The sequence below is a fragment of the Xanthomonas euroxanthea genome (assembly GCF_903989455.1).
GTDB lineage: Bacteria > Pseudomonadota > Gammaproteobacteria > Xanthomonadales > Xanthomonadaceae > Xanthomonas > Xanthomonas euroxanthea.
Genome location: NZ_LR861803.1, coordinates 2,409,296 through 2,435,464, shown reverse-complemented (window position 1 = coordinate 2,435,464; position 26,169 = coordinate 2,409,296). Strand labels below are relative to the sequence as shown.

The following is a 26,169-nucleotide window of genomic DNA, read 5'->3' as shown; positions in this document are numbered from 1 at the left end:
CCGCTCAAGTTTTCCGAGGGCGCTGTCGATATCTGCCCCATGACCCACGATCTGCTCAACCGCATCGACCAGCGCACGCGTCTGGCTGGCCACAACCGACTGGCCCTGCTGCTGTTCCGGCTGGGCGGGCGCCAGCTTTTTGGCGTGAATGTCTTCAAGGTGCAGGAAGTGCTGCGCCGCCCGGAGTTGTTCCAGGTGCCCGGCCTGCCGACCGAGTTCGCCGGCGTGGCGGATGTGCGCGGGCGCTCGGTGCCGGTGCTGGACCTGGGCCTGGCGATCGGCCACCCGGAGCGCGATGCGCACTCGGAGAACGGCCCCGGCTACCTGGTGGTGGCTGAATTCAACCGCTCGGTCCAGGGCTTTCTGGTCAGCGGCGTGGAGCGCATCGTCAATATTGCGGTGGAAGATATCCACCCGCCGCCGGAACTGGGCGCCGAAGCCACTTATTTGACGGCGGTGACGCGCTTCCAGGGCGAGTTGATCCAGGTCATCGACGTGGAGAGCGTGCTGGCCGACATCGCCAAGGTCAGCAAGGACGTGCAGCTGGATCCTTCGCTGCAGCTGGTCGCCTATGACCGGCAGTTCCAGGTGCTGGTGGTGGATGACTCGCGCGTGGCGCGTCAGCAAATCCGCAGCGTGCTCGACCAGCTCGGCGTGGCGGCGACCTTGTTGTCCGACGGTCGCCAGGCGCTGGACCACCTCTTGCAGGTGGCAGCATCAGGCGAGAATCCGGCCGACCGCTATGCGATGGTCATCTCCGACATCGAGATGCCGGCCATGGACGGCTACACGCTGACGACGGAAATCCGGCGCACGCCGGGGTTGCAGGGCCTGTACGTGCTGCTGCACACCTCCTTGTCGGGCGTGTTCAACAACGCCATGGTCGAACAGGTCGGCGCCAATGCCTTTGTGGCCAAGTACAGCGCGCACGAACTGGCCGATTACGTGCTGGCCCGCCTGAAAGTGGTCGCCGAAGCGGTCTGAGCAGGCCACAAAGCGGCTGCCTGGTCGGAGCCGACAATAGCGATGAGCGCTGCGCTGCAAAGGTGCGGCGTCATGGAAGATCGCGCGGTTGGGGTCGGTGGGTCGACACCTTTTGAGATGACACCCCCGACTTGAAGTGACACCCCGACGCCGGGCGGCGCTCAGGGTCATGCGGGGCCTTCCAGCCTGGCGCGCCTGAGTAAGCCAACGCTGCGACTTACACAGGTCCACCCTGTATCCCGGACGGCCAAGCTGCCGTTCGTCGGCGGCGCCGATCACCTTCCGAGTTCCCTGACCCGCACCACCCCGATTGGCACAAACATTGCTTTCTCCCTGGCAACACTTCGCGGGAGAGCACCGTGTCCAATTCCATCTCGTCCTTTCTAGGCATCCACGGCGATGCCCTGCCGCTGCGCGAGCAGCGCATGAAGCTCATTGCCAGCAACCTGAGCAATGTGGACACCCCTGGCTACAAAGCCAAGGACATGGACTTCGAAGCCGCGCTGAAATCGGCCGAAGGCGTGCGCGACGGCACCCTGCTGCAGACCACCGACGCCAAGCATTTCGAGATCGGCAGCAGCGGCGGGCTCAACCCGTTCCAGATCACCCGCGAATCCGACCAGCCCAGCCTGGACGGCAATACCGTCGATCCCGATGCCGAACGTGCTGCCTACGGCCGCGCCGCGCTGGAATACCGCGCCTCGCTGAGCTTCCTCGAATCCAAGGTGCGCTCGATGCTCACCGCGATCACCGGCCAATAAGTCATGAGCAATCTTCCCATCTTCGATGTGGCCGGCTCGGCGCTGCATGCGCAGTCGGTCCGCCTGAGCACCATCGCCTCCAACCTGGCCAATGCGGACTCGGTCGCCGGCTCGGCCGAGGCGACCTACAAGCCGATCGAGCCGATCTTCCAGGCCCAGCAAAGTCGCCAGGACCCCAGCCTGACCTCGGTGAACGTCAAGGAGATCACCACCACCAACGCGCCGCCGATCCGTCGCTACGAGCCCGGCCATCCGCTGGCCGATGCCGACGGCTACGTGTTCTCGCCCGACGTGGATCCGGTCTCGCAGATGGTCAACATGATCTCGGCCTCGCGCAACTACCAGGCCGGCGTGGAAATGCTCAACACCGCCAAGGAACTGGCGCTCGCCACCCTGACCATGGGTCGCTGACCCGCCTAGCTGACCCTTCCCTTACGGACTTTTTCATATGAGCACGATCGGTAGTGACCTCTACACCAGCCTCGGGCTGACCTCCAGCAGCGCCACGGCGACCAAGAAGAAGGAGGAATCGCTCGGCCAGGCCGACTTCCTCAAGTTGATGACCGAGCAGCTGCAGCACCAGGACCCGCTCAAACCGATGGAAAACAGCGCGTTTCTGGGCCAGTTGGCGCAGTTCTCCACCGTGCAGGGCATTGGTGACCTCAATACCAAGGTCAGCAGCTTCTCTGCAGCACAGAGCAGCGATCAGGTGCTGAAGGGCGCCTCGCTGGTCGGGCACAACGTGCTGGTGCCCTCCGCGCAATTGGCCATCGATGCCACCAACTCGGCCAAGGGCGTGGTTGCCGCGACCTCGGCCGGCACCGTCAATTTCGAAATCACCGATGCCAACGGCGCGTTCGTCAAGCAGCTCAGCGTGCCGGCCAGCGCCGCCGGCGAGGTGTCGTTCGCCTGGGACGGCACCGATGCCAACGGCAACCGCATGGCCGCCGGCAAGTATGGCGTGACCGCCACCCAGACCGACACCGCCGGTGCCAAAAGCAAGTTGTCCACCTATGTCGACGCACCGGTGGACAGCGTCACGATCGGCTCGGACGGCCTGTATCTCAACCTGACCGGGCTAGGCACTTCCCCGCTCGCCAACGTGCTCCGCGTCAGCTGAGCCGGCAACCGACACTCAAAGGACCTCATCCATGGCTTTCAATACCTCGTTGTCCGGCATCAACGCAGCCAATGCCGATCTGAACGTCACCTCCAACAACATCGCCAACGTCAACACGACCGGGTTCAAGGAATCGCGCGCCGAGTTTGCCGACATGTTCCAGAGCACCAGCTACGGCCTGTCGCGCAATGCGGTGGGTTCGGGCGTGCGCGTCAGCAATGTGGCGCAGCAGTTCTCCCAGGGCAACATCGATCCGACCGGGCGCAGCCTGGACCTGGCGGTCTCCGGCGAAGGCTTCTTCACCGTGACCTCCAACGGCGCCAAGATGTACACCCGCGCCGGCAACTTCCAGACCGATGCCAACGGCTATGTGGTCAATCCGCAGGGCGCACGCCTGCAGGTCTTCGCCCCCAACCCGAGCGGCAACGGCTTCGACGTCGGTCGCCTGTCGGACCTGCAGCTGCTGACCACCGACAGCCCGCCCAAGTCGACCTCCACGGTCAACCTGGCCTTCACCCTGCCCGGCAACGCCACCGCACCGACGGTGACCCCGTTCAGCCCGGCCGACGACAAGACCTACAGCCACTCCACCGGCGGCATCAACGTCTACGATTCGCTGGGCGTCAGCCATGTGCAGACCTCCTACTTCGTCAAGACCGCCAACCCGAACGAATGGCAGGTGCACAACTACGTGGACGGCGCCGCGGTCGGCGCGCCGACCACGCTGCAGTTCTCCGATACCGGCGCACTGACCACCCCGGCCAACGGCATCATCACGATGGACCCGTTCACTCCGAGCACCGGTGCCGGCGTGCTGAGCATGCAGCTCAACGTCAGCGGCTCGACCCAGTACGGCGAGGCCTTCGCGCTGCGCGACACCCGCCAGGACGGCTATGCCAGCGGCAAGCTCAACGAGATCAGCATCGACACCAGTGGTGTGGTGTTCGCCCGTTATTCCAACGGTGCCGACAAGCCGCTGGGCCAGGTCGCGCTGAGCAGCTTCGTCAATCCGCAGGGCCTGCAGTCGCAGGGCAACAACATGTGGGCCGAAAGCTACACCTCCGGCGCCGCCCGCACCGGCGCACCGGACACCTCGGACCTGGGCCAGATCGAATCCGGCTCGCTGGAATCCTCCACGGTGGACCTGACCGAGCAGCTGGTGAACATGATCGTGGCCCAGCGCAACTTCCAGGCCAACTCGCAGATGATCTCGACTCAGGATCAGGTCACCCAGACGATCATCAATATCCGTTAACGGCTGGGAATCGGGATTGGGGAATAGGGAATCGTAAGAGCTGGCATTGCGTGTATCGGATGCCCGCCTTGCCCCCCTTTCTTCCAGTCTCCAGCAATCCCGCCTTTGCGATTCTCCATTCCCGATTCCCGATTCCCGGTGCCTCATGGACAAAGCTCTCTACGTTGCGATGACCGGCGCCCGCGCCTCCCTGCAGGCGCAGGGCACCGTGTCGCACAATCTCGCCAACGTCGATACGGTGGGGTTCAAGGCTGCGCTGGCCAATACCGAGGCGTTCAAGATCCAGGGCAAGGGTTATCCGTCGCGGATCGATGCGCTGCATGTGGACCAGGGCTTCGACCGCAGCCAGGGCCACCAGAAGGTCACCGGCAACCCGCTGGACGTGTCGCTGCAGCAGGACCGCTGGCTGGCGGTGCAGTCGCCCGACGGCAGCGAGGCCTATACCCGCAACGGCGAGCTGGCGCTCACTGCCAATGGCCAGCTGGTCACCGCCAATGGCCATGCGGTGCTGGATGAAGGCGGCAATCCGATGACGATCCCGCCGCACCAGGCGATGGAGATCGGCAGCGACGGCAGCATCTCGATCATTCCGCAGGGCGAAGGCCCGCAGACCATGGCCATCGTCGGCAAGATGAAGGTGGTCGACGCCCCCGCCGACCGTTTGACGCGGCGCCCGGACGGGCTGATGCGCAATACCAGCACCGACCCGGCGCAGGCGTTTGCGGTGGCCACCGGCAAGACAATCAACAGCGGCATGCTGGAGGGCAGCAACGTGGATGCCGCCGGCGCACTGGTGGAGATGATCCAGCTGCAGCGCCAGTTCGAAATGCAGGTCAAGATCATCAAGAACGGCGACGACAACGCGCAATCGGCCAATTCGCTGCTGCGGGTCAGCGGCTAAGCGTCACTGGCGCCCATTGACGGACCGCTGGTTGGCTTGCCGCGCTGGCGAGCACCTGGATGGCGGCCGCCTGGGTTCGCTGCAGAGCGGCTGGTTTGTGACTTGGCTGCAGGGCCCTTGCCCGCCCACCCTCGCAGGACACGCCGCAAGTACATCCCTGTAGGCTCTTGCGCGGCATCCATGCCGCGTAAGGTCCCGCGACGGTGGGCGGGCAAGGACCAGGCGAGATAGTCGGTACGCAGGATTGCGAGCAGAGCATGCGGTGTGTTGCTTGGATCGCATCGCTTCCGATCCGCTTCCCGATTCAACCCGAGCAACAAGCAGCTTTTCACACGACCACCGACTCACTCTCTGGGGCGGTGGCCTCGCCGATTGCGGGACCGTGTGGCGGCATGGATGCCGCCACCGAGCCCCCAGGGATGGGTTCACGGCGTGTCCCGCGAGCGGTGAGGCCACTGCGCGCTCGACCAACCAGCCTGTTGACTGCGTCGCAATGCCAGCCGGCAAATCCCGAGAACCCTTCCGCAGGCAGCGCCAAGGGTTCACACGTCGTCGAACACATCGCTGACCGGCGACCGATCTAGCGCGCCTGATCTGCCGCGCAGGTTTCCGCCGCTTCGGCCTAGCCGCTGCCTGTCCGCCGCCAGCCCTGCCCCGCGCAGGCCGCCGCGCCCGCTTCGCGTGATCCAGCGCACAGCCGGCAAAAATCCGGCGCGGGTTTGGCACGCCACGTGCATCTACCCAGCCGTACCCGGAACACATCCCCGGGTCTAACGAGGAATCGGGTCATGAATCAGGCTTTGTGGGTCGCCAAAACCGGACTGGATGCGCAACAGACGCGCATGTCGGTCATTTCCAACAACCTGGCCAATACCAATACCACCGGCTTCAAGCGCGATCGTGCGGCGTTCGAAGACCTGTTGTATCAACAGGTGCGTGCGCCCGGCGGCTCCACCTCCGCGCAGACGCAGCTGCCGACCGGCCTGCAGCTGGGTACCGGCGTGCGGGTGGTCTCCACCTTCAAGGGCTTCGACCAGGGCAGCCAGCAGCAGACCGGCCGCGCGCTCGACGTGATGGTCAACGGCCGCGGCTTCTTCGAAGTGCAGATGCCTGACGGCACCTCGGCCTATACCCGCGACGGCACCTTCCAGATCAATGCGCAGGGCGAGCTGGTCACCAACAGCGGCTACCCGCTGCAGCCGGGCATCCAGATCCCCGAAGGCGCGCAGTCGCTGACCATCGGCAACGACGGCACCATCAGCGTGACGCTGGCCGGCCAGGCCGCCGCGCAGGAAATCGGTGCGTTGACGCTGACCGACTTCATCAATCCCTCGGGCCTGCAGTCCAAGGGCGAGAACCTGTTCGTCGAAACCACCGCCTCCGGCCCCGCGCAGAACGGCACCCCTGGCCTCAACGGCCTGGGCAACACCGTGCAGGGCGCGCTGGAAGGCAGCAACGTCAATACGGTGGAAGAGCTGGTGAGCATGATCGAGACCCAGCGCGCCTATGAAATGAATGCCAAGGCGATCTCCACCACCGACTCGATGCTCGGTTACTTGAACAACAACGTCTGATCGGCCCACCGGTCGCTGCCCTCTCAGGAATCCACGCCATGTCACGCCTGCCTTCCCTTTCCTCCCTGTGCCTCGCCATCGCCTGCAGCGCGCTGCTGGGCGGCTGCGTGGCGGCCGGCGATGTGCGGCCGTTCGCCGAACTGGCGCCGATCGTGCCGGTGGTCGCGCCGGTGGCGCAGCCCACCGCCGGAGCGATCTATGCCGCCGGCCCGAGCCTGAATCTGTACGGTGACCGCCGCGCCCGCGATGTCGGCGATCTGCTGACGGTGAACCTGGTGGAAAGCACCACTGCCTCGTCCACCGCCAACACCAGCGTCAGCAAGGCCGACACCGTGGACATGAGCACGCCCACGCTGCTCGGCGTTCCGCTCACCGTCAACGGCACCGATGTGCTGCGCAACTCCACCAGCGGCGACCGCACGTTTGCCGGCAAGGGCAACACCGCGCAGAGCAACCGCATGCAGGGCAGCGTGACCGTCACCGTGATGCAGCGCCTGCCCAACGGCAATCTGGTGATCCAGGGGCAGAAGAACCTGCGCCTGACCCAGGGCGACGAACTGGTGCAGGTACAGGGCATCGTGCGCGCCGCCGACATCGGCCCGGACAACACCGTGCCTTCGAGCAAGGTGGCCGACGCCCGCATCGCCTACGGCGGCCGCGGCGCGATCGCGCAGTCCAACGCGATGGGCTGGCTGAGCCGCTTCTTCAATTCCCGTCTGTCGCCCTACTGAGCCTGCGACCATGAATCTGTCTTCCCTGCCCTTCCGTCTGCTGGCTGCCGCTGTGGCGGTCTGCGCGATCGCCGCGCCGGCCTCGGCCGAGCGCATCAAGGATCTTGCCCAGGTCGGCGGCGTGCGCGGCAACGCGCTGGTCGGTTACGGCCTGGTGGTCGGCCTGGACGGCAGCGGCGACCGCACCAGCCAGGCGCCCTTCACCGTGCAGAGCCTGAAGAACCTGCTCGGCGAGCTGGGCGTCAATGTTCCGGCGAACGTCAATCCGCAGCTGAAGAACGTCGCCGCCGTGGCCATCCATGCCGAACTGCCGCCATTCGCCAAGCCCGGCCAGCCGATCGACATCACCGTGTCCTCGATCGCCAACGCGGTGTCGCTGCGTGGCGGCTCGCTGCTGATGGCACCGCTGAAAGGCGCCGACGGCCAGGTCTACGCGATGGCGCAGGGCAACCTGGTGGTCGGTGGCTTCGGCGCGCAGGGCAAGGACGGCTCGCGGGTGTCGGTCAACATTCCCAGCGTCGGTCGCATCCCCAACGGCGCCACCGTCGAACGCGCCTTGCCGGATGTGTTTGCCGGCAGCGGCGAGATCACCCTCAACCTGCACCAGAACGATTTCACCACCGTCTCGCGCATGGTCGCGGCGATCGATAGCAGCTTCGGTGCCGGGACCGCACGTGCGGTGGACGGCGTGACCGTGGCAGTGCGCTCGCCGACCGATCCCGGCGCGCGTATCGGCCTGCTGGCGCGGCTGGAAAATGTCGAACTCTCTCCGGGCGACGCGCCGGCCAAGGTGGTGGTCAACGCACGCACCGGCACGGTGGTGATCGGCCAGCTGGTGCGGGTGATGCCGGCGGCGATCGCGCATGGCTCGCTCACCGTGACCATCAGCGAGAACACCAATGTCAGCCAGCCGGGCGCCTTCAGCGGCGGCCGCACCGCGGTGACCCCGCAATCGACGATCACGGCCACCTCTGAAGGCAGCCGCATGTTCAAGTTCGAAGGCGGCACCACGCTCGATCAGATCGTACGCGCGGTCAACGAAGTGGGCGCCGCTCCCGGCGACCTGGTGGCCATCCTGGAAGCGCTCAAGCAAGCCGGTGCGCTGACGGCGGAGCTGGAGGTGATCTGACATGCGTATCGCAGCCTCGCCCATTGATCTCAACCCGAGCACCAAGGCCGATCCCGCCAAGATCGACAAGGTCTCACGTCAGCTCGAAGGACAGTTCGCGCAGATGCTGGTCAAGAGCATGCGCGATGCGAGCTCCGGCGACCCGATGTTTCCGGGCGAAAACCAGATGTTCCGAGAGATGTACGACCAGCAGATGGCCAAGTCGCTGACCGACGGCAAGGGGCTGGGCCTGTCGGCGATGATCTCCAAGCAGCTGAGCGGCGACACCGGCGGCCCGGCGTTGAATACCTCGCTCAGCACCGCCGATGCCGCCAAGGCCTATGCGCTGGTGGCCGGCAAGCGCGACGCCTCGTTGCCGCTGCCGGCCCGTGATGGGGCTGCGGGCAGCGTCGGTGCAGGCATCGGCAGCGCGGCAGGCATCGGCGCAGGCGGCCTGGGCGGCATCGGCATGAGCCAGGTGCTGGATCTGATCGCCGGGCGTACCGGCAGCAGCGAAGCCGGCAGCGACGCTGCGGCCGCACTGAGCTGGCCCTCGGCCAACGATCGCTGGGCCGACGTGGCCGCCAGCGACGCCGCCGATGCCAACGCCGCGGTCAATGCGAGCGCGGCGAGCAGCGCCGCTGCCAGCCTGGGCGAGCGCACCCCGGAAGGCTTCGTGGCCAAGATCTGGACGCATGCGCAGAAGGCCGCGCGCGAACTGGGCGTGGATCCGCGTGCACTGGTGGCGCAGGCAGCGCTGGAAACCGGCTGGGGCCGGCGCGGTATCGGCAATGCCGGCAACTCCAACAACCTGTTCGGCATCAAGGCCACCGGCTGGAGCGGCGACAAGGTCACCACCGGCACCCACGAATACGTCAATGGCGTCAAAACCACCGAAACCGCCGATTTCCGTGCCTACGGCTCGGCCGAGGAAAGCTTTGCCGACTACGTGCGGCTGCTGAAGAACAACAGTCGTTACCAGCCCGCGCTGCAGGCCGGCACCGATATCAAGGGTTTTGCACGCGGCTTGCAACAGGCTGGATACGCCACCGATCCGGGCTACGCAGCCAAGATCGCGGCGATCGCCAACGGTCCGACCATCGACCGTGCGGTAGCCGCGATCGGCAACGCGGCGGCCGACCTGTCCAACCGCTATGCCAGCACCGCCGAGCCTGCCGGGCTCGGCACCATCCGTCGTTGAGGTAAACGCCCATGTCCATCATGTCCACCGGGACCAGTGCGCTGATCGCCTTCCAACGGGCGTTGTCGACCGTTAGCCATAACGTCGCCAACATCAATACCGAAGGCTACAGCCGCCAACGTGTGGAATTTGCAACGCGCACGCCTACCGACATGGGCTACGCGTTCGTGGGCAATGGCGCCAAGATCACCGACGTCAGCCGGGTGGCCGACCAGCTGGCCACCTCGCGCCTGCTCGACAGCGGCGGCGAGCTCTCGCGGCTGCAGCAGCTGTCCTCGCTGTCCAACCGCGTCGACAGCCTGTACTCCAACACCGCCACCAATGTGGCCGGGCTGTGGTCGAACTTCTTCGATTCCACCAGCGCGGTGTCGTCCAATGCCTCGTCCACGGCCGAGCGGCAGAGCATGCTCGACAGCGGCAACTCGCTGGCCACGCGTTTCAAGCAGCTCAACGGGCAGATGGACAGCCTCAGCAACGAGGTCAACAGCGGCCTGACCTCCTCGGTGGACGAAGTCAATCGCCTGACCCAGCAGATCGCCAAGATCAACGGCACCATCGGCAGCAGCATCGACAGCGCCTCGCCCGACATGCTCGACCAGCGTGACGCGCTGGTGTCCAAGCTGGTCGGCTACACCGGCGGCACCGCGGTGATGCAGGACGGCGGCTTCATGAATGTTTTCACCGCCGGCGGCCAGGCCCTGGTGGTGGGAACCACCTCGTCCAAGCTGACCACCGTCGCCGACCCGTATCAGCCGACCAAGCTGCAGGTGGCGATGCAGACCCAGGGCCAGAATGTCAGCCTCAGCACCAGCTCGCTGGGCGGGCAGATCGGCGGCCTGCTGGAGTTCCGGACCAGCGTGCTGGAACCGACCCAGGCCGAACTCGGTCGCCTGGCCGTGGGCATGGCCAGCACCTTCAACGCCGGTCACGCGCAAGGCATGGACCTGTACGGCGCGATGGGCGGCAACTTCTTCAACATCGGCACGCCCACCACTGCCGCCAATCCCAGCAATACCGGCAGCGCGTCGCTGAGCGCCAGCTTCAGCAACATGTCGGCGGTGGATGGGCAGAACGTCACGCTCAGCTTCGACGGCACTGCGTGGAAGGCCACCAACGCCAGCACCGGGTCGGCGGTGCCGATCAGCGGCGCCGGCACCCCGGCCAATCCGCTGGTGCTCAACGGCGTCAGCCTGGTGGTGGGCGGCACGCCGGCCAACGGCGACAAGTTCCTGCTGCAGCCCACCGCAGGGTTGGCCGGCAGCCTGTCGGTGGCCATCACCGACCCCTCGCGGATTGCCGCGGCCACCCCGGTCAAGGCGACCGCCACGCTCGCCAACCTGGGCACCGGCAAGATCAGCGACGTCAAGGTCACCAACGCGCAAAACCCGGCGCTGCTGACCCCGGCCTCGGTGGAGTTCATCGACGCCAACCAGTACACCATCGATGGCAGCGGCCCGTTCGCCTACACCGCCGGCCAGACCATCAGCGCCAATGGCTGGAGCTTTGCGCTGGACGGCGCGCCCAAGGCCGGCGACACCTTCGGGGTCGGCCCCACCGGCGCCGGTTCCAGCGACAACGGCAACGTCAAGCTGCTGGCCAAGATCGACGACGCCAAGGCGCTCAGCGGCGGCACGGTCACGCTCAACGGCGCGCTGTCGGGCCTGACCACCTCGGTCGGCTCGGCTGCGCGCGCGGCCAGCTACGCCTCGGATGCGCAGAAGGTCATCAACGACCAGGCGCAGGCCAGCCGCGACTCGATTTCCGGCGTCAACCTCGATGAGGAAGCCGCCAACATGCTGAAGCTGCAGCAGGCCTACCAGGCCGCCGCACAGATGATTTCCACCGCCGACACCATCTTCCAAGCCATCCTGGGCGCCGTACGCTGATGACCGACCGTATCTCCACCAGCATGATGTACAGCCAGTCGGTGTCGTCGATGACGGCCAAGCAGTCCCGGCTGAGCCAGATCCAGGCCCAGCTCGCCAGCGGGCAGCGCCTGGTCACCGCCAAGGACGACCCGGTCGCCGCCGGCACCGCGGTCGGCCTGGATCGCGCGCTGGCGGCGATCACGCGCTTTGGCGAGAACGCCAACAACGTGCAGAACCGGCTCGGCCTGCAGGAAAACGCCCTGTCGCAGGCCGGCGACAAAATGGCGCGCGTCACCGAATTGGCGGTGCAGGCCAACAATTCCTCGCTCAGCCCCGACGACCGCAAGGCGATCGCCTCGGAACTGACCGCGCTGCGCGACAGCATGGTCAGCCTGGCCAACAGCACCGACGGCACCGGGCGCTATCTGTTCGGCGGCAGCGCCGATGGCAGCGCACCGTTCATCAAGAGCAATGGCGGCGTCACCTACAACGGCGACCAGACCCAGAAACAGGTCGAGGTGGCGCCGGACACCTTTGTCAGCGACACCCTGCCCGGCAGCGAAATCTTCATGCGTATCCGCACCGGCGACGGCACCGTGGATGCGCACCCCGACAACGCCAATACCGGCACCGGCCTGCTGCTGGATTTCAGCCGTGATGCCAGCACCGGCAGCTGGAACGGCGGCAGCTACAGCGTGCAGTTCACCGCCGCAGACACCTACGAGGTGCGCGACAGCACCAATACGGTGGTCGGGACCGGCACCTACAAGGATGGCGAAGACATCAACGCGGCCGGCGTGCGCATGCGCATCAGCGGTGCACCGGCGGTGGGCGACAGTTTCCAGATCGGCGCCTCCACCACCAAGGACGTGTTCTCCACCATCGACGACCTGGTCGGCGCGCTCAATTCCGACACCCAGACCCCGCCGCAGAAGGCGGCGATGATCAACACGCTGCAGTCGTCGATGCGCGACATCGCACAGGCCTCGTCGAAGATGATCGATGCGCGCGCCTCCGGCGGCGCACAGCTGTCGGCGATCGATAACGCCAACTCGCTGCTCGAATCCAACGAGGTCACCCTCAAGACCACCCTGTCGTCGATCCGCGACCTGGATTTCGCCTCGGCGCTCGGGCAATACGAACTGGAGAAGGCCTCGTTGCAGGCCGCCCAAACGATTTTTCAGCAGATGCAGTCGTCGTCGTTGTTTAACCTGATCCGCTGATTTTCCGCAGAAAACCCACATTTTCTGCACGCCTGCGCGCGCGCACCTGCGCAGGCCGACGGAGTTTATTCGTCAAAAGTTATACCAACGCTAAAGATCGACGGGGTGCTGCCGAATAAACCAAACCCCTTGCTACACAACGCTTCCGTATTTCGTCCTGCAGCAGAAAGACAGCAAAAAAACACTGGATTTCGCTAAAGGTTCCCGACGCAACGCCGTTATTCATCTCAGCAGCGGCAACGGCCAACTTGATGGCCCCCCTGCGGAGGCTCCGGGCAAGTCCCCCTTGCCGGAAAAATCGCTTAGGAGAAATCAAAATGGCACAGGTAATCAACACCAACGTAATGTCGCTGAACGCTCAGCGGAACCTCAACACCAGCAGCGCGAGCATGTCGACGAGCATCCAGCGTCTGTCCTCGGGTCTGCGCATCAACAGCGCCAAGGACGACGCCGCAGGTCTGGCGATCTCCGAGCGTTTCACCACGCAGATCCGCGGCCTGGACGTTGCCTCGCGCAACGCCAACGACGGTATCTCGCTGGCCCAGACCGCTGAAGGCGCGATGGTCGAAATCGGCAGCAACCTGCAGCGTATCCGCGAGCTGTCGGTGCAGTCGTCCAACGCCACCAACTCGCCGACCGACCGTGACGCGCTGAACTCCGAAGTCAAGCAGCTCACCGCCGAAATCGACCGCGTCGCCAACCAGACCAACTTCAACGGCACCAAGCTGCTGAACGGCGACTTCTCCGGCGCGCTGTTCCAGGTCGGCGCCGACGCCGGCCAGACCATCGGCATCAACAGCATCGTCGACGCCAACGTCGATTCGCTGGGCAAGGCCAACTTCGCTGCCGCCGTTTCCGGCGCTGGCGTGAGCGGCACCTCCACCGCCTCCGGCTCGATCAGCGGCATGAGCCTGTCGTTCAAGGACGCCAGCGGTGCGGCCAAGAGCGTCACCATCGCGGACGTCAAGGTCGGCGTAGGCGAGAGCGCTGCCGACGTCAACAAGAAGGTGGCTGCCGCGATCAACGACAAGCTCGACCAGACCGGCATGTACGCCTCGATCAAGACCGACGGTACGGTGCAGATCGAATCGCTGAAGGCTGGCCAGGACTTCACCTCGCTGACCGCCGGTACCTCCAGCGCCGCAGGCATCACCGTCGGCGCCGGCATCACCACCGCCTCGGCCGCTTCCGGCTCCACCGCTTCGACCCTGAGCACCCTGGACATCTCCACGTTCTCCGGCGCGCAGAAGGCCCTGGAAATCGTCGACAAGGCGCTGACCGCGGTCAACTCCTCGCGCGCCGACATGGGTGCGGTGCAGAACCGCTTCACCTCCACCATCGCCAACCTGAGCGCAACCTCGGAAAACCTGTCGGCCTCGCGTAGCCGTATCCGCGACACCGACTACGCCAAGGAAACCGCCGAGCTGACCCGCACGCAGATCCTGCAGCAGGCCGGTACCGCGATGCTGGCCCAGGCCAAGTCGGTTCCGCAGAACGTGCTGAGCCTGCTGCAGTAATCGGCAGCGCGTCGCAGCAAGTCCAAAGCCCCTCTCCGGAGGGGCTTTTTTGTGCGCGCGAATGTTTCAGCCGCAGAGATTCGACACGATCGCGCAGCACGGGTTTCTGGCGCGGGTTTCTTGACGCATCGCCGGCATGGAAATTGCATCACCCAACCTCGTGAGCGAGACGGGCTCGCCGCCGCTAAAGTCCTCGCCGAGGCGGCCGATACCCGTCTCGTAATCCCATGCGTCCATCCTTGCTTGGACGCCCAGACGAGGAATGCAACATGGCATCGGTGATCAGCACTTCCGGCTCCGGTCTGGACATCCCCACCGTGGTGTCCACCCTGGTTTCCCGGCAGAAAGACCCGGAGCAGGCGCGCATCAACAAGGCCGGAGCCGCTGCGACGACGCAGCTGTCGGCGATCAGCCAGATCAAGAGCAGCATGACCACGCTCAAGTCTGCGCTGGACAAGGTCATCAGCAGCGCCGACACCAATGCCTACAAGGCAACGGTGCCCACCGATGCCGGCTTCACCGCCACCACCACCAGCTCGGCCGCGCCGGGCAACTACTCGGTGGAAGTGGTCTCGCTGGCCAGCGCGCAGAAGCTCGCCTCTGGCGCGTTCGTCGCCGATGCCACTGTCGGCAGCGGCACGCTGACGATCGGGTATGGCGACAAGAAGATCACCGTTGACATCAGCGGCACCGACAAGCTCACCGACATCGCTGCGGCCATCAACAAGGCGGCCGGCGGTAAGGGCGTCAACGCCAGCGTGGTGACCGCCAACGACGGCCAGCACCTGGTGTTCAACGCGGTCGACTCCGGGACCAAGGGCGCGCTGACCGTCAGTGCCAGCGACCCGAGCCTGAGCAGCCTCACCTACGGCCCCGGCGTCAGCGGCGGCCTGACCCAGTCCGTGGCCGCAACCGACGCGCTGGTGCGCGTGGACGGCTTCGAACGCACCTCCAGCTCCAACACCGTCACCGACATCGTGCCGGGCGTGGTGCTCAACCTCACCAAGGCCGCCGAAGGCACCAAGGTCACGTTGGGCGTTGCGGCCGACACCAGCAGCCTCAAGGCCAATCTGACCGCGTACGCCGCCGCCTACAACACCGCCAACACCTTGCTGGCCAAGAGCAGCGCCTACGACGCCACCACCAAGACGGCCGCGGCACTCACCGGCGACTCGCTGGTGCGCGGCCTGCAGCAGCAGCTGCGCGGCCAGGTCAGCGGCAACCTCATCGAACTCAAGGGGCTCGGCCTGACCATCGACAAGGATGGCGTGATGAGCTTCGATGGCGGCAAGTTCGATACCGCCATCGCCGAGGACGGTGGTGCCGCCGCCGAGGTGTTCGGCAAGGACAGCAAGTTCGGCTCGGCCATGACCAAGCTGCTCGACAGCAACGTCAACGCCAACGACGGCACCCTGACCATGCGCTCGGACAGCCTGAACAAGCAGATCAAGGGCTACGAGTCTGACCTGGACGACCTCGACGCGCGCATGACCAAGCTCAGCGATCGCTACACCGCCCAGTTCACCGCGATGGAAACCATGATCAGCAAGCTGCAGAGCAGCACCAGTTCGCTCAGCAGCCTGCTGACAGGCTGATTTTCGTGATCACGATCCTCAAGTCCCGCAATGGTCTTGCCGATACAAGAAGGGCCTATCGTGATATCGGCCTTGCCTTCCGGCAGGAGCGTCGTCGCCCGAGCGCAGCGCTCCGGGACACGCGAAGGTCAGCCCATTGAGGAGTCATCCATGTACGGTTCCAATCGTCAGTATGCCGAGCAATACCGCAAGGTCGGCGTGTCCACCAGCGTGACCGAAGCCGACCCGCACAAGCTGGTGTCGCTGCTGTTCGCCGGCGCCTGCCAGCGCATCCGCCTGGCCCAGGCCTGCCTGGCGCAGGGCGACCAGGCGCGCAAGGGCAAGGCCATCGGCGAAGCCTGCGCGATCGTCGGTCACTTGAACGGCTCGCTCGATCACGAAGCCGGTGGCGAGATCGCTGGTAACCTGTCGGCGCTCTACGACTACGTCATGCAGCGGCTGACTGCCGCCAACCTGCACAACGACGAAACCGCGTTGACCGAAGCGCTGGAGTTGCTCAGCGAAATCGACTCGGCGTGGAATTCCATCCCCCTCGATCAACGCGGCCTTTCTGCCGTTTCGTGAGCCAGACCATGCATAGCGCGCAGAGCCTTCAAGCCGAAATCGCCGACATCCGCCTGGCCATGGCGCAGGAGGAATTCGAGGTGATGCCGTTCATGCTGGACACCCACGATCTGCACCTGCGCGAGTACGCGCAGCAGGCGGACCTGGACCAGGACCGCGACGCACTGCAGGCGCTGCAGGCCATGCAGCAGGATCTGATGCGGATGATGCTCGAGCGCCGCCGCAAGTTGCTGGACCTGATCCGCGCGCAGCGTACGTCCTCCTCTGCCAGCCGCGCCTACGCCCGGGTCGGGCGGATCTGATGCCCGTGCTCGGCACACTCGCGCCATCGGCCGATGCCGCGCTGTTCGCCGACACGCTCAGCTGCGAAGTGCGTCTGCCGGCCGGCTTCCGCGCCGGCAGCGATGCCGGCCCGCACGGCGCTGCGGAAACCCTGCTGCGCAGCCTGGGCCAGGTAGAAGACCTGCGCAGCGAAGACACCAGCGAAGACCGTGGCGAGCTGCCGCTGCTGGTGCAGCGCATGGACGCCAAGCTCGACCTGATGCTGGCCCTGATCGGCCGTCTGGTGCAGCAGGGCGACAGCGGACTGATCCAGGCGAACGTGCAGTGGTCGGTGCGCGGAATCCGCCTGAGCTGCGCAAGCAGCCATCCGCCGGGCACGTTGGGGAGTGTTTGCCTGCAACCGTCCGACTGGCTTCCTGAACTGGTACAGCTTCCTGCCGAGGTCCTGGCAAGCGCAAGTGATGGTCACGACCATTGGCTTTGGCTGCGGTTTGCGCCGCTTTCGCCAGGCTTGCAGGAGGCGCTGGAACGTCATCTGTTCCGTCTGCATCGCCGTCAGATCGCCGACGCCCGCCGCCAGCGCTGATACCGCCTGTTGGCGCGGGGCGCCGGGTCGGCTAAGGTGCCCTTTACTGAAAAAGGTCTCTTCTGCGCCGTGCGAGTCATCATCGTCGACGATCACACCCTTGTCCGTGCCGGCTTGTCCAGGCTGCTGCAAACCTTCGCCGGCATCGATGTCGTGGGTGAGGCCAGCAACGCACAGCAAGCCCTGGACATGACATCCCTGCACCGGCCTGATCTGGTGTTGATGGATTTGTCCCTGCCCGGCCGCAGCGGCCTGGATGCCATGACCGATGTGTTGCGCGCTGCGCCGCGTACGCACGTGGTGATGATGTCGATGCACGACGACCCGGTGCACGTGCGCGATGCGCTGGATCGCGGCGCGGTCGGCTTCGTGGTCAAGGATGCCGCGCCGCTGGAGCTGGAGCTGGCACTGCGTGCAGCGGCGGCCGGCCAGGTGTTCCTGAGCCCGCAGATTTCGTCCAAGATGATCGCGCCGATGCTGGGCCGCGAAAAACCGGTCGGCATCGCCGCCTTGTCGCCGCGCCAGCGCGAGATCCTGCGCGAGATCGGCCGCGGCCAGAGCAACAAGGAAATCGCCGCCGACCTCGGCATCAGCGTCAAGACGGTGGAGACCCACCGCGCGCGCATGATGGAATCGCTCGGTTGCCGGCGTGCCAACGATCTGGTGTTGCTGGCGGCCAAGCATCACAACGAACTGGTCTGAGGGCCGGCCGCCGGGCGATGACCGGAAACGGCCGCCAGCGAACAAAACAGTGACGGGATTCCGGCGAGCACGCTTGAGTCCGTCTTGTACGTCAGGGAATTCCCCACGCGCTGTCAGGAAAATCACGAATTGCCTCACGCGATTCCCTGATTAGAAACCCGTCGCCTTGTCCTGCAAGATGCGTTCCATCGCTGCCACGTGCGGCGCCTTCCGGAAGCGCTTCGATGAAGACGACCATTTCCGCCCAGCTTGGCCAGCAACTGCACCTGACCCCGCAGTTGCTGCAGTCGATCCGTCTGTTGCAGTTGGACGGCATGCAGTTGGAACTGGAAATCCGTCGCGCGCTGGAAACCAATCCACTGCTGGAGCTGGAAGAGCTGGCCGACAGCGACGCCGTCGCGAGCAGCGACGATGGCGCCTCCGATGTCGCCGCCTTCGACGAACTGCCGGAAAGCACGATGTGGGACGTGCCGAGCAGCAGCTGGAACGATGGCGACGACGACCGCATGCAGCGCGTGGCAGCCGGCGAATCCACCGACCCGCACGTGCGCATCCTGCGCGAGCTGGCACTGGACCTGGACGAGGCCGCATTGGGGGCCGCCGCGTTCTGGCTGGAGCAGACCGACGAGGCCGGCTATCTGACCGAGGCCCTGGCGACGCTGCAGCAGCTCGGCGCGACCCGGCTTGGTATGACCGTGCAGGCAGTGGAAGCGGTCCGCCAGCGCCTGCTGCACGGCGACCCGGCCGGCCTGGCCGCCTGCGACCTGCGCGAGTGCCTGCAGGCCCAGCTGACCGCCCTGCCCGGCCGCGTGCCGGCGCGTCATCTGGCCGCGCGCATCCTTGCCGGCGACCTGGACCTGCTGGCCAGCCACGACTATCCGCTGCTGGCGCGCGCGCACGATGCCGAAGTGGACGATGCACGCGAGGCGGTCCGGCTGATCCTGTCGCTGCAACCGCGCCCCGGCGATGACCTGCTGCAGGAAAGCAACGCCAGCGTGATTCCGGACGTGCTCGCCTGGCATGCCGACGGCAGCTGGCGGGTGGCATTGAACCCGGCCACCACCCATCGGGTGAGCATCAATCCCGTGCATGAGCGTGCACTGGCCGAGGCCGGCGACGCCGCCCAGCCGCTGCGCGACATGCTGCAGGAAGCGCGCTGGCTGACCCGCGGCCTGTCGATGCGCTACGAGACCCTGCTGCGCGCCACGCGCGCCATCGTCGAACGCCAGGCCACGTTCCTGGTGCGCGGTGAGGAAGCGATGGCACCGCTGACGCTGAAGGAAATCGCCGATGAGATCGGCATGCACGAATCGACGATTTCGCGCATCACCACCGGCAAATACATCCAGACCCCGCGCGGCACCTTCGAGCTCAAGCACTTCTTTGCGGTGCGTCTGGAAGGCGCCAGCGTTTCCGGCCAGGCGGTCAAGGCGATGGTGCGCCGACTGATCGAAAGCGAGCCGGCCGGCCGGCCGCTGGCCGACGAAGCCATCGCCGGGCTGTTGTCGCGCCAGGGCGTTAACATTGCCCGTCGCACTGTGGCCAAGTACCGCGAACAACTCGACATCGCCCCGGCACGCGAGCGCCGCCGCACCAACAAACCGCCGCTTGCCCGGGCAGGATAAGGATTACTATGAGCAAACTCACCGTGCTGCTGGTCGACGACCACGAGGGCTTCATCAACGCTGCGATGCGTCATTTTCGCAAAGTGGAGTGGCTCGATATCGTGGGCAGTGCCGCCAATGGACTGGAAGCGATCGAGCGCTCTGAGTCGCTGCGCCCCAATGTCGTGCTGATGGACCTGGCCATGCCGGAGATGGGCGGGCTGCAGGCAACGCGTCTGATCAAGACGCAGGACGATCCGCCGTATATTGTCATCGCGAGCCACTTCGACGATGCAGAGCATCGTGAACACGCTCTTCGCGCGGGTGCTGACAATTTTGTTAGCAAGCTGTCCTATATCCAGGAAGTCATGCCAATCCTGGAGGGCCTGACGGTAAGGAGCCAGGAATGAGTGAGTCCCGCATTCTGTTGATCGACAGCGATGCCGTGCGCGCCGAGCGCACCGTCTCGTTACTCGAGTTCATGGACTTCAATCCACGCTGGGTCACCGACGGCGCCGACATCAATCCTGGCCGCCATCGCCATGACGAGTGGATGGCGGTGATGGTGGGCTCGGCGCAGGATGCCGCACAGGCCGACAAGTTCTTCGACTGGCTGGCCGATGCCAAGCTGCCGCCACCGGTGTTGCTGATGGAAGGCAGCCCGAGCGCGTTTGCGCAGGCCCACGGCCTGCACGAAGCCAATGTCTGGACGCTAGACACGCCGCTGCGGCATACACAGCTGGAAGCCTTGCTGCGCCGTGCCAGCCTCAAGCGCCTGGATGCCGAGCACCAGGCCGGCGTGCAGCAGGACACCGGCCCAACCGGCAACAGCGAGGCGGTGACCCGCTTGCGCCGCCTGATCGACCAGGTGGCCGCCTTCGACACCACGGTGTTGGTGCTGGGCGAATCGGGGACCGGCAAGGAGGTCGTGGCACGCGCCATCCACCAGCATTCGCCACGGCGCGACGGACCGTTCGTGGCGATCAACTGCGGTGCGATCCCGCCGGACCTGCTGGAAAGCGAGCTGTTCGGCCACGAAAAAGGCGCCTTCACCGGCGCGCTGAGCACCCGCAAGGGCCGCTTCGAAATGGCCGAGGGCGGCACCCTGCTGCTGGACGAGATCGGCGACATGAGCCTGCCGATGCAGGTCAAGCTGCTGCGCGTGCTGCAGGAGCGCAGCTTCGAGCGCGTCGGCGGGGGCCAGACCATCCGTTGCAACGTGCGCGTGATCGCCGCGACCCACCGCAACCTGGAAACCCGCATCAGCGACGGCCAGTTCCGCGAGGACCTGTTCTATCGCCTCAACGTGTTCCCGATCGAGATGCCGGCGCTGCGGGAACGCGTCGACGACCTGGCCATGCTGGTGCAGACCATCGCCGGGCAACTGGCACGCACCGGACGCGGCGAAGTGCGCTTTGCCGACGAGGCCCTGCAGGCGCTGCGCAGCTACGACTGGCCGGGCAACGTACGCGAGCTGACCAATCTGGTGGAGCGCCTGGCGGTGCTGCATCCAGGCGGTTTGGTACGCGTGCAGGACTTGCCGGCACGCTACCGCGGTGATTTTGCCTCGGCCCTTGCGGTCGAGCCCGTGCCGGAGCCGGCACTGGTTGCCGCCCCCGTCGAAGCCGTCGCGCTGCCGGGCAATGTCGTGACCCTGCAGCCTGCGACCGCCGATGCCGAGCCGGCGACCAGTTCCAGCCTGCCTGACGATGGCATCGACCTGCGGGGCCACATGGCCAACATCGAGCTGGCGCTGATCAACGAGGCGCTGGAACGCACCCAGGGCGTGGTGGCGCATGCAGCGCAGCTGCTCGGCCTGCGCCGCACCACGCTGGTGGAAAAGCTGCGCAAGTACGGCATCGATCGCGAGCAGACCGAGCTGGCGAACTGAGCGGGGCGCATTCCTGGCCCCGCTTGCTGGCACGGCACTTGCTTCAGCAGGATCACACCGTCCGCAGCCGTCGGCTGCGGCGCAATCCCGACATTCACCAGCACCTGCCGAGGCATTGATGCCCATCCCCGTCACCAGCCCGCTGCTGCCGCCGCTGGAAGAATTTCTGCCCTACCTGGAGCAGATCTGGGACAGCCGCATTGTCAGCAATGGGGGTGACATGCATCGCGCCTTCGAACGCGCGTTGTGCGAGTACCTGGGCGTGCCGCACCTGGCCCTGCTGACCAACGGTACCACCGCGTTGATCACCGCCCTGCAGGCGCTGCGCATCACCGGGGAGGTGATCACCACGCCCTACTCGTTCGTGGCCACTGCGCATTCGCTGTTGTGGAAAGGCATCACGCCGGTGTTCGTGGATATCGACCCGGTGACGCTCAACATGGATCCGTCCAAGATCGAGGCGGCCATCACCCCCCAGACCACCGCCATCATGCCGGTGCACTGCTACGGCACTGCCTGCGACACCACCGCCATCACCCGCATCGCCGACATCTACAACCTCAAGGTGATCTACGACGCGGCGCATGCGTTCGGGGTGCGCGACGAGGGGGGCTCGATCCTGCGTCACGGCGACCTGAGCGCGTTGAGCTTCCACGCCACCAAGGTGTTCAATACCTTCGAAGGTGGCGCCATCGTCTGCCCCGACGAACGCACCTACCAGCGCATCGGGCATCTGAAGAATTTCGGCTTCGTCGATGAAACCACGGTGGTGGCACCCGGCATCAACGGCAAGATGAATGAGATCAGCGCGGCCTTCGGCCTGCTGCAGCTCAAGCACATCGACCATGCCATCGCCCAGCGCAGCGCCATCGACGCGCAGTATCGGCAGCGCCTGAGCGATATCCGCGGCGTGCGCTGCGTGGCGCGGCCAGATCATGCCAGTGCCAACTACGCGTACTTTCCGATTCTGGTGCAGGACGACTACCCGTTGTCGCGCGATGCGCTGTATCAGTTGATGCGCGAGCACGGCATCCTGGTACGGCGCTATTTCTATCCGTTGATCAGCGATTTTCCGATGTATCGCGCCCTGCCCTCCTCGGCGCCGGCACGGCTGCCGGTCGCGCGCTCGGTGGCCGCACAGGTACTGTGCCTGCCGATCTTTCCTGGCCTGACCCGCGACCAGGTCGATACCATTGCCGATCTGATCGCCAGGCAACAGGCGACATGACGGCAACCCGCTGCACGCTTTTTTCAGACTCCCGCATCTTCAACAGGCAACCAGGCGAGATCGCATGACCCAGGCAACGTTTATCGAGAACTTCATCGCCGCCACCGACTTCCAGGAGCCGGTCGAGGTCACCGCCGACACCGTGCTGCTCGAACTCCCGGAATGGGATTCGCTGGCCGCACTGGGCGTGATCGTGATGTTCGACATGGAGTACGGCAAGACCATCACCGGCGAGGACCTGACCGCCGCCGTCACCGTCGGCGATCTCTACAAACTGACCGAGGCGTAAGCAGCATGCCGACCTCCACGCTGCACAACGTCCGCTTCGCCGGCATGGCGACCTGCGTGCCGAAGCGGGTCGTGTCCAATCTCACCGATTGCCGGCCGCAGATCCGCTCCGAGCGCGAGCGGCTGGTGCGCAACATCGGCATCGAGACGCGCCGCATGGCGTCGGAGTGGCAGTGCTTTTCCGACATGGCCTTCGATGCGACGCAGGTGCTGCTGGAAAAGCTGCAGTGGAAGCGCGAAGAGATCGATGCGTTGATCGTGGTGACCCAGTCGCCGGATTATCCGATCCCGGCCACCGCGATCATCCTGCAGGACCGGCTGGGGCTGTCGCACGCCACGGTTGCCTTCGACGTCAACCTGGGCTGCTCGGCCTACCCGTTCGGCATCAACCTGCTCGGCTCGATGATCGCCGCCGGCGGCGTCAAGAAGGGCCTGCTGCTGGTCGGTGACCGCAGTGCCACGCTGGAAGATCCAATCTTCTCGGATTCCGGCACCGCCACCGCGCTGGAGTTCAGCGCCGACGCGCCGCCGATGCATTTCGACCTCAACAGCGATGGGAGCGGCTACAGGGCGATCATCCTGCCGGTGGGCGGCCACCGTGAACCGGTCGGCATCCAGCACTTGGTGCCGTACCGCGACGAGGCGGATGGTGCCTGGAAGCGTGGCGTGGACCTGATCCTGGACGGCGTGGCAGTGCTGAGCTTCTCCACCCAGCGCATCCCGCCGGCAGTGCAGAAGCTGCTTGAGTATGCGGGCGTGTCCAAGGAGGAGATCGACTATTTCGTGTTCCACCAGGCCAACCGCATGATCAATGAGACCATCCGCAAGAAGCTCGGCCTGCCGGTGGAGAAGGTGCCTTCAACGCTGCGCGACTTCGGCAATACCAGCGGCGCCTCGCTGCCGGTGACCATGACCGCACGCATCAACAAGGACCTGGAATCAGGGCGCAAGCGTGTGCTGCTATGCGGCTTCGGCATCGGGCTGTCGTGGGGCACCTGCCTGCTCGACATCGAAGGGGCCGCTTTTCCAGATCTCATCGAATCGTGAGCATTGCTCCCGACCACTTCGCGCTTGCCGGCAAACGCATCCTCGTCACCGGCGCTTCCTCGGGTATCGGCCGCCAGATCGCGATTTCCTGCGCCGAGCTGGGTGCCCAGCTGGTGATCAACGGACGTGACCATGTGCGGTTGACGTCGACCCTGGAGGCGTTGCCAGGCGAGGGCCACATGGCAATCGCGGCAGACCTGGACCGGCAGGAGGACATCGACCGTCTGGTCGCCGAGGTCGGCGTGTTGGACGGGATGGCACATGCGGCCGGGATCTCCCGGCTGGTGCCGCTGCGCCTGGTCAACCGGGCGCATCTGGACACCATCTTCTCCAGCAACACGTTCGCACCGATGCTGCTGACACGCGGCCTGCTGGCAAAGAAGCGCATCGCCGCAAACGGCTCGCTGGTGTTCGTCGCTTCGGTCGCTTCGCACATCGGGCCAATGGCGAGCAGCGCTTACGCGGCTAGCAAGAGTGCCCTGCTCGGCATGATGAGATCGCTGGCGCAGGAGGTTGCCAAGAACGGTATCCGTGCCAACTGTATCGCCCCGGGCTACGTGCGCACACCGCTGCTGGACGGCCTGCAGGGCAGCGGCGGCAACATGGAAGGGCTGTTCGAACTGACACCGCTGGGTATGGGCGAGCCGGAGGATGTCGCTTACGCCGCCACGTTCCTGCTGGCCGATGCGAGCCGCTGGATCACGCGTACCTATTTCGTGGTGGACGGCGGCCTCACGGTGCCGATGGATATCTACGCATGACTACACCGGCACGCACTGCGTTCTCGCTCGAGGGCAAGAAGATCCTGGTGACGGGAGCGTCGTCGGGGCTCGGCCGGCAGATCGCCATTGCCTGTGCACAGCGAGGCGCCCGCATCATCCTGGCCGGCCGCGACACGGACCGCCTCGCGCAGACCCAGGCGCAGTTGCAGGGCACGGGCCATGTCGGCGTGCTCGGCGACCTGACCAGCGCCGCCGACCGCGAGGCGCTGGTTGTCTCGGCAGGCGCGGCGGTGCATGGCGTGGTGCACTGCGCGGGCATGCAGAAGCATTGCCCGATCCGGCAGCTGACCGAGGCGGCGATGACCGAGATGTACACGGTCAATTTCCTCGCTCCGGTAATGCTGACGCAGCGCCTGCTGCAGGCAAACGCCATCGCCCCGCAGGGCTCGATCGTGTTCATGCTGTCCACTGCCGCGCACCTTGGCACGCGCGGCGTGGGGCCGTATTCGGCGATGAAGGCCGGCCTGATCGGCATCATCAAGTGCCTGGCGCTCGAACAGGCAAAGCGCAGGATCCGGGTCAACGGCATTTCCCCCTCGGCCGTGGTCACGCCGATGTGGGGCGCCGCCCAACTCGAGGCGCAGAAGGCGCGGCATCCGCTGGGCCTGGGCGAGCCGCAGGACGTCGCCAACGCCGCGATCTACCTGCTGGCCGACGCCAGCCGCTGGGTCACCGGGACCAGTCTGGTCATGGACGGCGGCTCGATCCTATGACCCATCCGGTCTTGATCATCGGTGCCGGCGGATGGGGTCGCGAGGTCTTGGCGCAGATGCAGGGCGATCCGGCGTGCGGAACGCAGTGGCGTCCGGTGGGCTTTCTCGACACGCGCCCGCAGATGCTGGACGGCCACGGCTGCGATCTGGCCATCGTCGGCAGCCCGCTCGCGTACCAGCCGCGGGACGAAGAGCGCTTCGTCTGCGCGATCGGTGATCCGCATGCGCGCCAGCGCTATGCGCAGCCGCTGCTGGCGCAAGGCGCGCAATTCATTCCGATCCTCACCGGTGCATTCCTGAGCCCGCGCGTGCGCATCGGCCAGGGCTGCTTCCTGTGCCATCGCGTACAGCTCAGCCCCGACGTGTGGCTGGGCGACTTCGCCAATGTGCACGCCAACACCATGCTTGGACACGACGTCCATGTCGGTGACTACGCGCAGATCGGTGCGATGACCTTCATCGGCGGCGGCGCGCGGATCGGTGAGCGCGCCATCGTGCACCCGCACGCCACCATCCTGCCCGGCATCCACATTGGCGTCGGCGCCGTGGTCGGTGCCGGCGCGGTCGTGGTCAAGGACGTGCCGGCCGGCGCCAGCGTGTTCGGCAACCCGGCCCGGATCATCTACCACAAGGATTCCTGAGGA

28 protein-coding genes are annotated in these 26,169 nt (G+C 65.8%); 27 read left to right on the top strand and 1 reads right to left on the bottom strand.

The annotated features are described in order from the left end of the window. Positions 1-39: 39 nt before the first annotated feature. From H7A86_RS10330 to H7A86_RS10270, 13 genes are all read left to right on the top strand, one after another. Complete coding sequence (locus H7A86_RS10330) at positions 40-984, top strand: chemotaxis protein (RefSeq protein ID WP_119132002.1); 945 nt, start codon at positions 40-42, stop codon at positions 982-984. 359 nt (positions 985-1,343) lie between these two features. Beyond that, complete coding sequence (flgB, locus tag H7A86_RS10325) at positions 1,344-1,745, top strand: flagellar basal body rod protein FlgB (protein WP_104533384.1); 402 nt, start codon at positions 1,344-1,346, stop codon at positions 1,743-1,745. 3 nt (positions 1,746-1,748) lie between these two features. Continuing rightward, on the top strand, positions 1,749-2,156 hold the full coding sequence (gene flgC / locus H7A86_RS10320) for a flagellar basal body rod protein FlgC (protein WP_005914451.1): 408 nt from the start codon (positions 1,749-1,751) through the stop codon (positions 2,154-2,156). Positions 2,157-2,193: 37 nt separating this feature from the next. Next, entirely contained in the window at positions 2,194-2,865 is a 672-nt protein-coding gene (locus H7A86_RS10315) for a flagellar hook assembly protein FlgD (protein ID WP_104582675.1), read from the top strand. Between the two features lie 31 nt (positions 2,866-2,896). Further along, positions 2,897-4,120, top strand: a complete 1,224-nt coding sequence (gene flgE, locus H7A86_RS10310) for a flagellar hook protein FlgE (protein ID WP_039814466.1) — start codon at positions 2,897-2,899, stop codon at positions 4,118-4,120. Positions 4,121-4,265: 145 nt separating this feature from the next. Next, positions 4,266-5,021 carry a flagellar basal-body rod protein FlgF gene (flgF, locus tag H7A86_RS10305; RefSeq protein ID WP_005921307.1) on the top strand — a complete coding sequence of 252 codons (756 nt, stop codon included), beginning with the start codon at positions 4,266-4,268 and terminating at the stop codon, positions 5,019-5,021. Between the two features lie 788 nt (positions 5,022-5,809). Then, positions 5,810-6,595 (top strand): flagellar basal-body rod protein FlgG, encoded by a 786-nt coding sequence (gene flgG, locus H7A86_RS10300; RefSeq protein ID WP_016901723.1) that lies wholly within the window; start codon positions 5,810-5,812, stop codon positions 6,593-6,595. A gap of 38 nt (positions 6,596-6,633) precedes the next feature. Further along, on the top strand, positions 6,634-7,326 hold the full coding sequence (flgH, locus tag H7A86_RS10295; RefSeq protein WP_104582678.1) for a flagellar basal body L-ring protein FlgH: 693 nt from the start codon (positions 6,634-6,636) through the stop codon (positions 7,324-7,326). Positions 7,327-7,336: 10 nt separating this feature from the next. Further along, complete coding sequence (locus H7A86_RS10290) at positions 7,337-8,455, top strand: flagellar basal body P-ring protein FlgI (protein ID WP_104582679.1); 1,119 nt, start codon at positions 7,337-7,339, stop codon at positions 8,453-8,455. A gap of 1 nt (position 8,456) precedes the next feature. Next, a complete protein-coding gene (gene flgJ / locus H7A86_RS10285) occupies positions 8,457-9,635 on the top strand; it encodes a flagellar assembly peptidoglycan hydrolase FlgJ (protein ID WP_119132004.1) in 1,179 nt (392 codons plus the stop codon). A gap of 11 nt (positions 9,636-9,646) precedes the next feature. After that, positions 9,647-11,521: a flagellar hook-associated protein FlgK gene (flgK, locus tag H7A86_RS10280; RefSeq protein WP_104648709.1), complete on the top strand. Its 1,875-nt coding sequence runs from the start codon at positions 9,647-9,649 to the stop codon at positions 11,519-11,521. Beyond that, a complete protein-coding gene (gene flgL, locus H7A86_RS10275; RefSeq protein ID WP_115677162.1) occupies positions 11,521-12,726 on the top strand; it encodes a flagellar hook-associated protein FlgL in 1,206 nt (401 codons plus the stop codon). The genes flgK and flgL overlap by 1 nt, the downstream gene beginning before the upstream one ends. A 317-nt stretch (positions 12,727-13,043) precedes the next feature. Then, entirely contained in the window at positions 13,044-14,243 is a 1,200-nt protein-coding gene (locus H7A86_RS10270; protein ID WP_104648707.1) for a flagellin, read from the top strand. Between the two features lie 66 nt (positions 14,244-14,309). On the opposite strand, the gene H7A86_RS21015 is transcribed toward H7A86_RS10270, so the two are convergent. Next, positions 14,310-14,480 carry a hypothetical protein gene (locus H7A86_RS21015; RefSeq protein ID WP_232099312.1) on the bottom strand — a complete coding sequence of 57 codons (171 nt, stop codon included), beginning with the start codon at positions 14,478-14,480 and terminating at the stop codon, positions 14,310-14,312. A 32-nt stretch (positions 14,481-14,512) separates the two neighbouring features. Between H7A86_RS21015 and fliD the strand changes: the two genes are divergently transcribed. The 14 genes from fliD (at position 14,513) to H7A86_RS10200 (ending at position 26,166) form a co-directional block, all read left to right on the top strand. After that, positions 14,513-15,838 (top strand): flagellar filament capping protein FliD, encoded by a 1,326-nt coding sequence (gene fliD, locus H7A86_RS10265; RefSeq protein ID WP_104582684.1) that lies wholly within the window; start codon positions 14,513-14,515, stop codon positions 15,836-15,838. A gap of 150 nt (positions 15,839-15,988) precedes the next feature. Further along, positions 15,989-16,402 carry a flagellar export chaperone FliS gene (gene fliS / locus H7A86_RS10260; RefSeq protein WP_104537438.1) on the top strand — a complete coding sequence of 138 codons (414 nt, stop codon included), beginning with the start codon at positions 15,989-15,991 and terminating at the stop codon, positions 16,400-16,402. An 8-nt stretch (positions 16,403-16,410) separates the two neighbouring features. Then, positions 16,411-16,704, top strand: a complete 294-nt coding sequence (locus H7A86_RS10255) for a hypothetical protein (RefSeq protein ID WP_119132104.1) — start codon at positions 16,411-16,413, stop codon at positions 16,702-16,704. Continuing rightward, positions 16,704-17,270: a PilZ domain-containing protein gene (locus H7A86_RS10250; protein ID WP_104582685.1), complete on the top strand. Its 567-nt coding sequence runs from the start codon at positions 16,704-16,706 to the stop codon at positions 17,268-17,270. Before H7A86_RS10255 ends, H7A86_RS10250 begins: the two co-directional genes overlap by 1 nt. 69 nt (positions 17,271-17,339) lie before the next feature. Then, a complete protein-coding gene (locus tag H7A86_RS10245) occupies positions 17,340-17,972 on the top strand; it encodes a response regulator transcription factor (RefSeq protein WP_003482986.1) in 633 nt (210 codons plus the stop codon). A 224-nt stretch (positions 17,973-18,196) separates the two neighbouring features. Beyond that, positions 18,197-19,597, top strand: coding sequence for an RNA polymerase factor sigma-54 (gene rpoN / locus H7A86_RS10240; RefSeq protein WP_119132005.1), 1,401 nt, complete (start codon positions 18,197-18,199; stop codon positions 19,595-19,597). Positions 19,598-19,605: 8 nt separating this feature from the next. Beyond that, a complete protein-coding gene (locus H7A86_RS10235) occupies positions 19,606-19,986 on the top strand; it encodes a response regulator (protein ID WP_104582687.1) in 381 nt (126 codons plus the stop codon). After that, positions 19,983-21,467, top strand: coding sequence for a sigma-54 dependent transcriptional regulator (locus H7A86_RS10230; protein WP_104648704.1), 1,485 nt, complete (start codon positions 19,983-19,985; stop codon positions 21,465-21,467). The genes H7A86_RS10235 and H7A86_RS10230 overlap by 4 nt, the downstream gene beginning before the upstream one ends. 118 nt (positions 21,468-21,585) lie before the next feature. Continuing rightward, positions 21,586-22,695 (top strand): DegT/DnrJ/EryC1/StrS family aminotransferase, encoded by a 1,110-nt coding sequence (locus H7A86_RS10225; protein ID WP_104582689.1) that lies wholly within the window; start codon positions 21,586-21,588, stop codon positions 22,693-22,695. A 64-nt stretch (positions 22,696-22,759) separates the two neighbouring features. Next, positions 22,760-22,984, top strand: a complete 225-nt coding sequence (locus H7A86_RS10220) for an acyl carrier protein (RefSeq protein ID WP_104582690.1) — start codon at positions 22,760-22,762, stop codon at positions 22,982-22,984. A gap of 5 nt (positions 22,985-22,989) precedes the next feature. Further along, positions 22,990-24,030 carry a ketoacyl-ACP synthase III gene (locus tag H7A86_RS10215; RefSeq protein ID WP_119132006.1) on the top strand — a complete coding sequence of 347 codons (1,041 nt, stop codon included), beginning with the start codon at positions 22,990-22,992 and terminating at the stop codon, positions 24,028-24,030. Continuing rightward, entirely contained in the window at positions 24,027-24,791 is a 765-nt protein-coding gene (locus H7A86_RS10210; RefSeq protein ID WP_119132007.1) for an SDR family NAD(P)-dependent oxidoreductase, read from the top strand. Before H7A86_RS10215 ends, H7A86_RS10210 begins: the two co-directional genes overlap by 4 nt. Continuing rightward, complete coding sequence (locus H7A86_RS10205) at positions 24,788-25,525, top strand: SDR family NAD(P)-dependent oxidoreductase (protein WP_119132008.1); 738 nt, start codon at positions 24,788-24,790, stop codon at positions 25,523-25,525. The genes H7A86_RS10210 and H7A86_RS10205 overlap by 4 nt, the downstream gene beginning before the upstream one ends. Further along, complete coding sequence (locus H7A86_RS10200) at positions 25,522-26,166, top strand: NeuD/PglB/VioB family sugar acetyltransferase (protein ID WP_104648700.1); 645 nt, start codon at positions 25,522-25,524, stop codon at positions 26,164-26,166. The genes H7A86_RS10205 and H7A86_RS10200 overlap by 4 nt, the downstream gene beginning before the upstream one ends. Positions 26,167-26,169 lie beyond the last annotated feature (3 nt).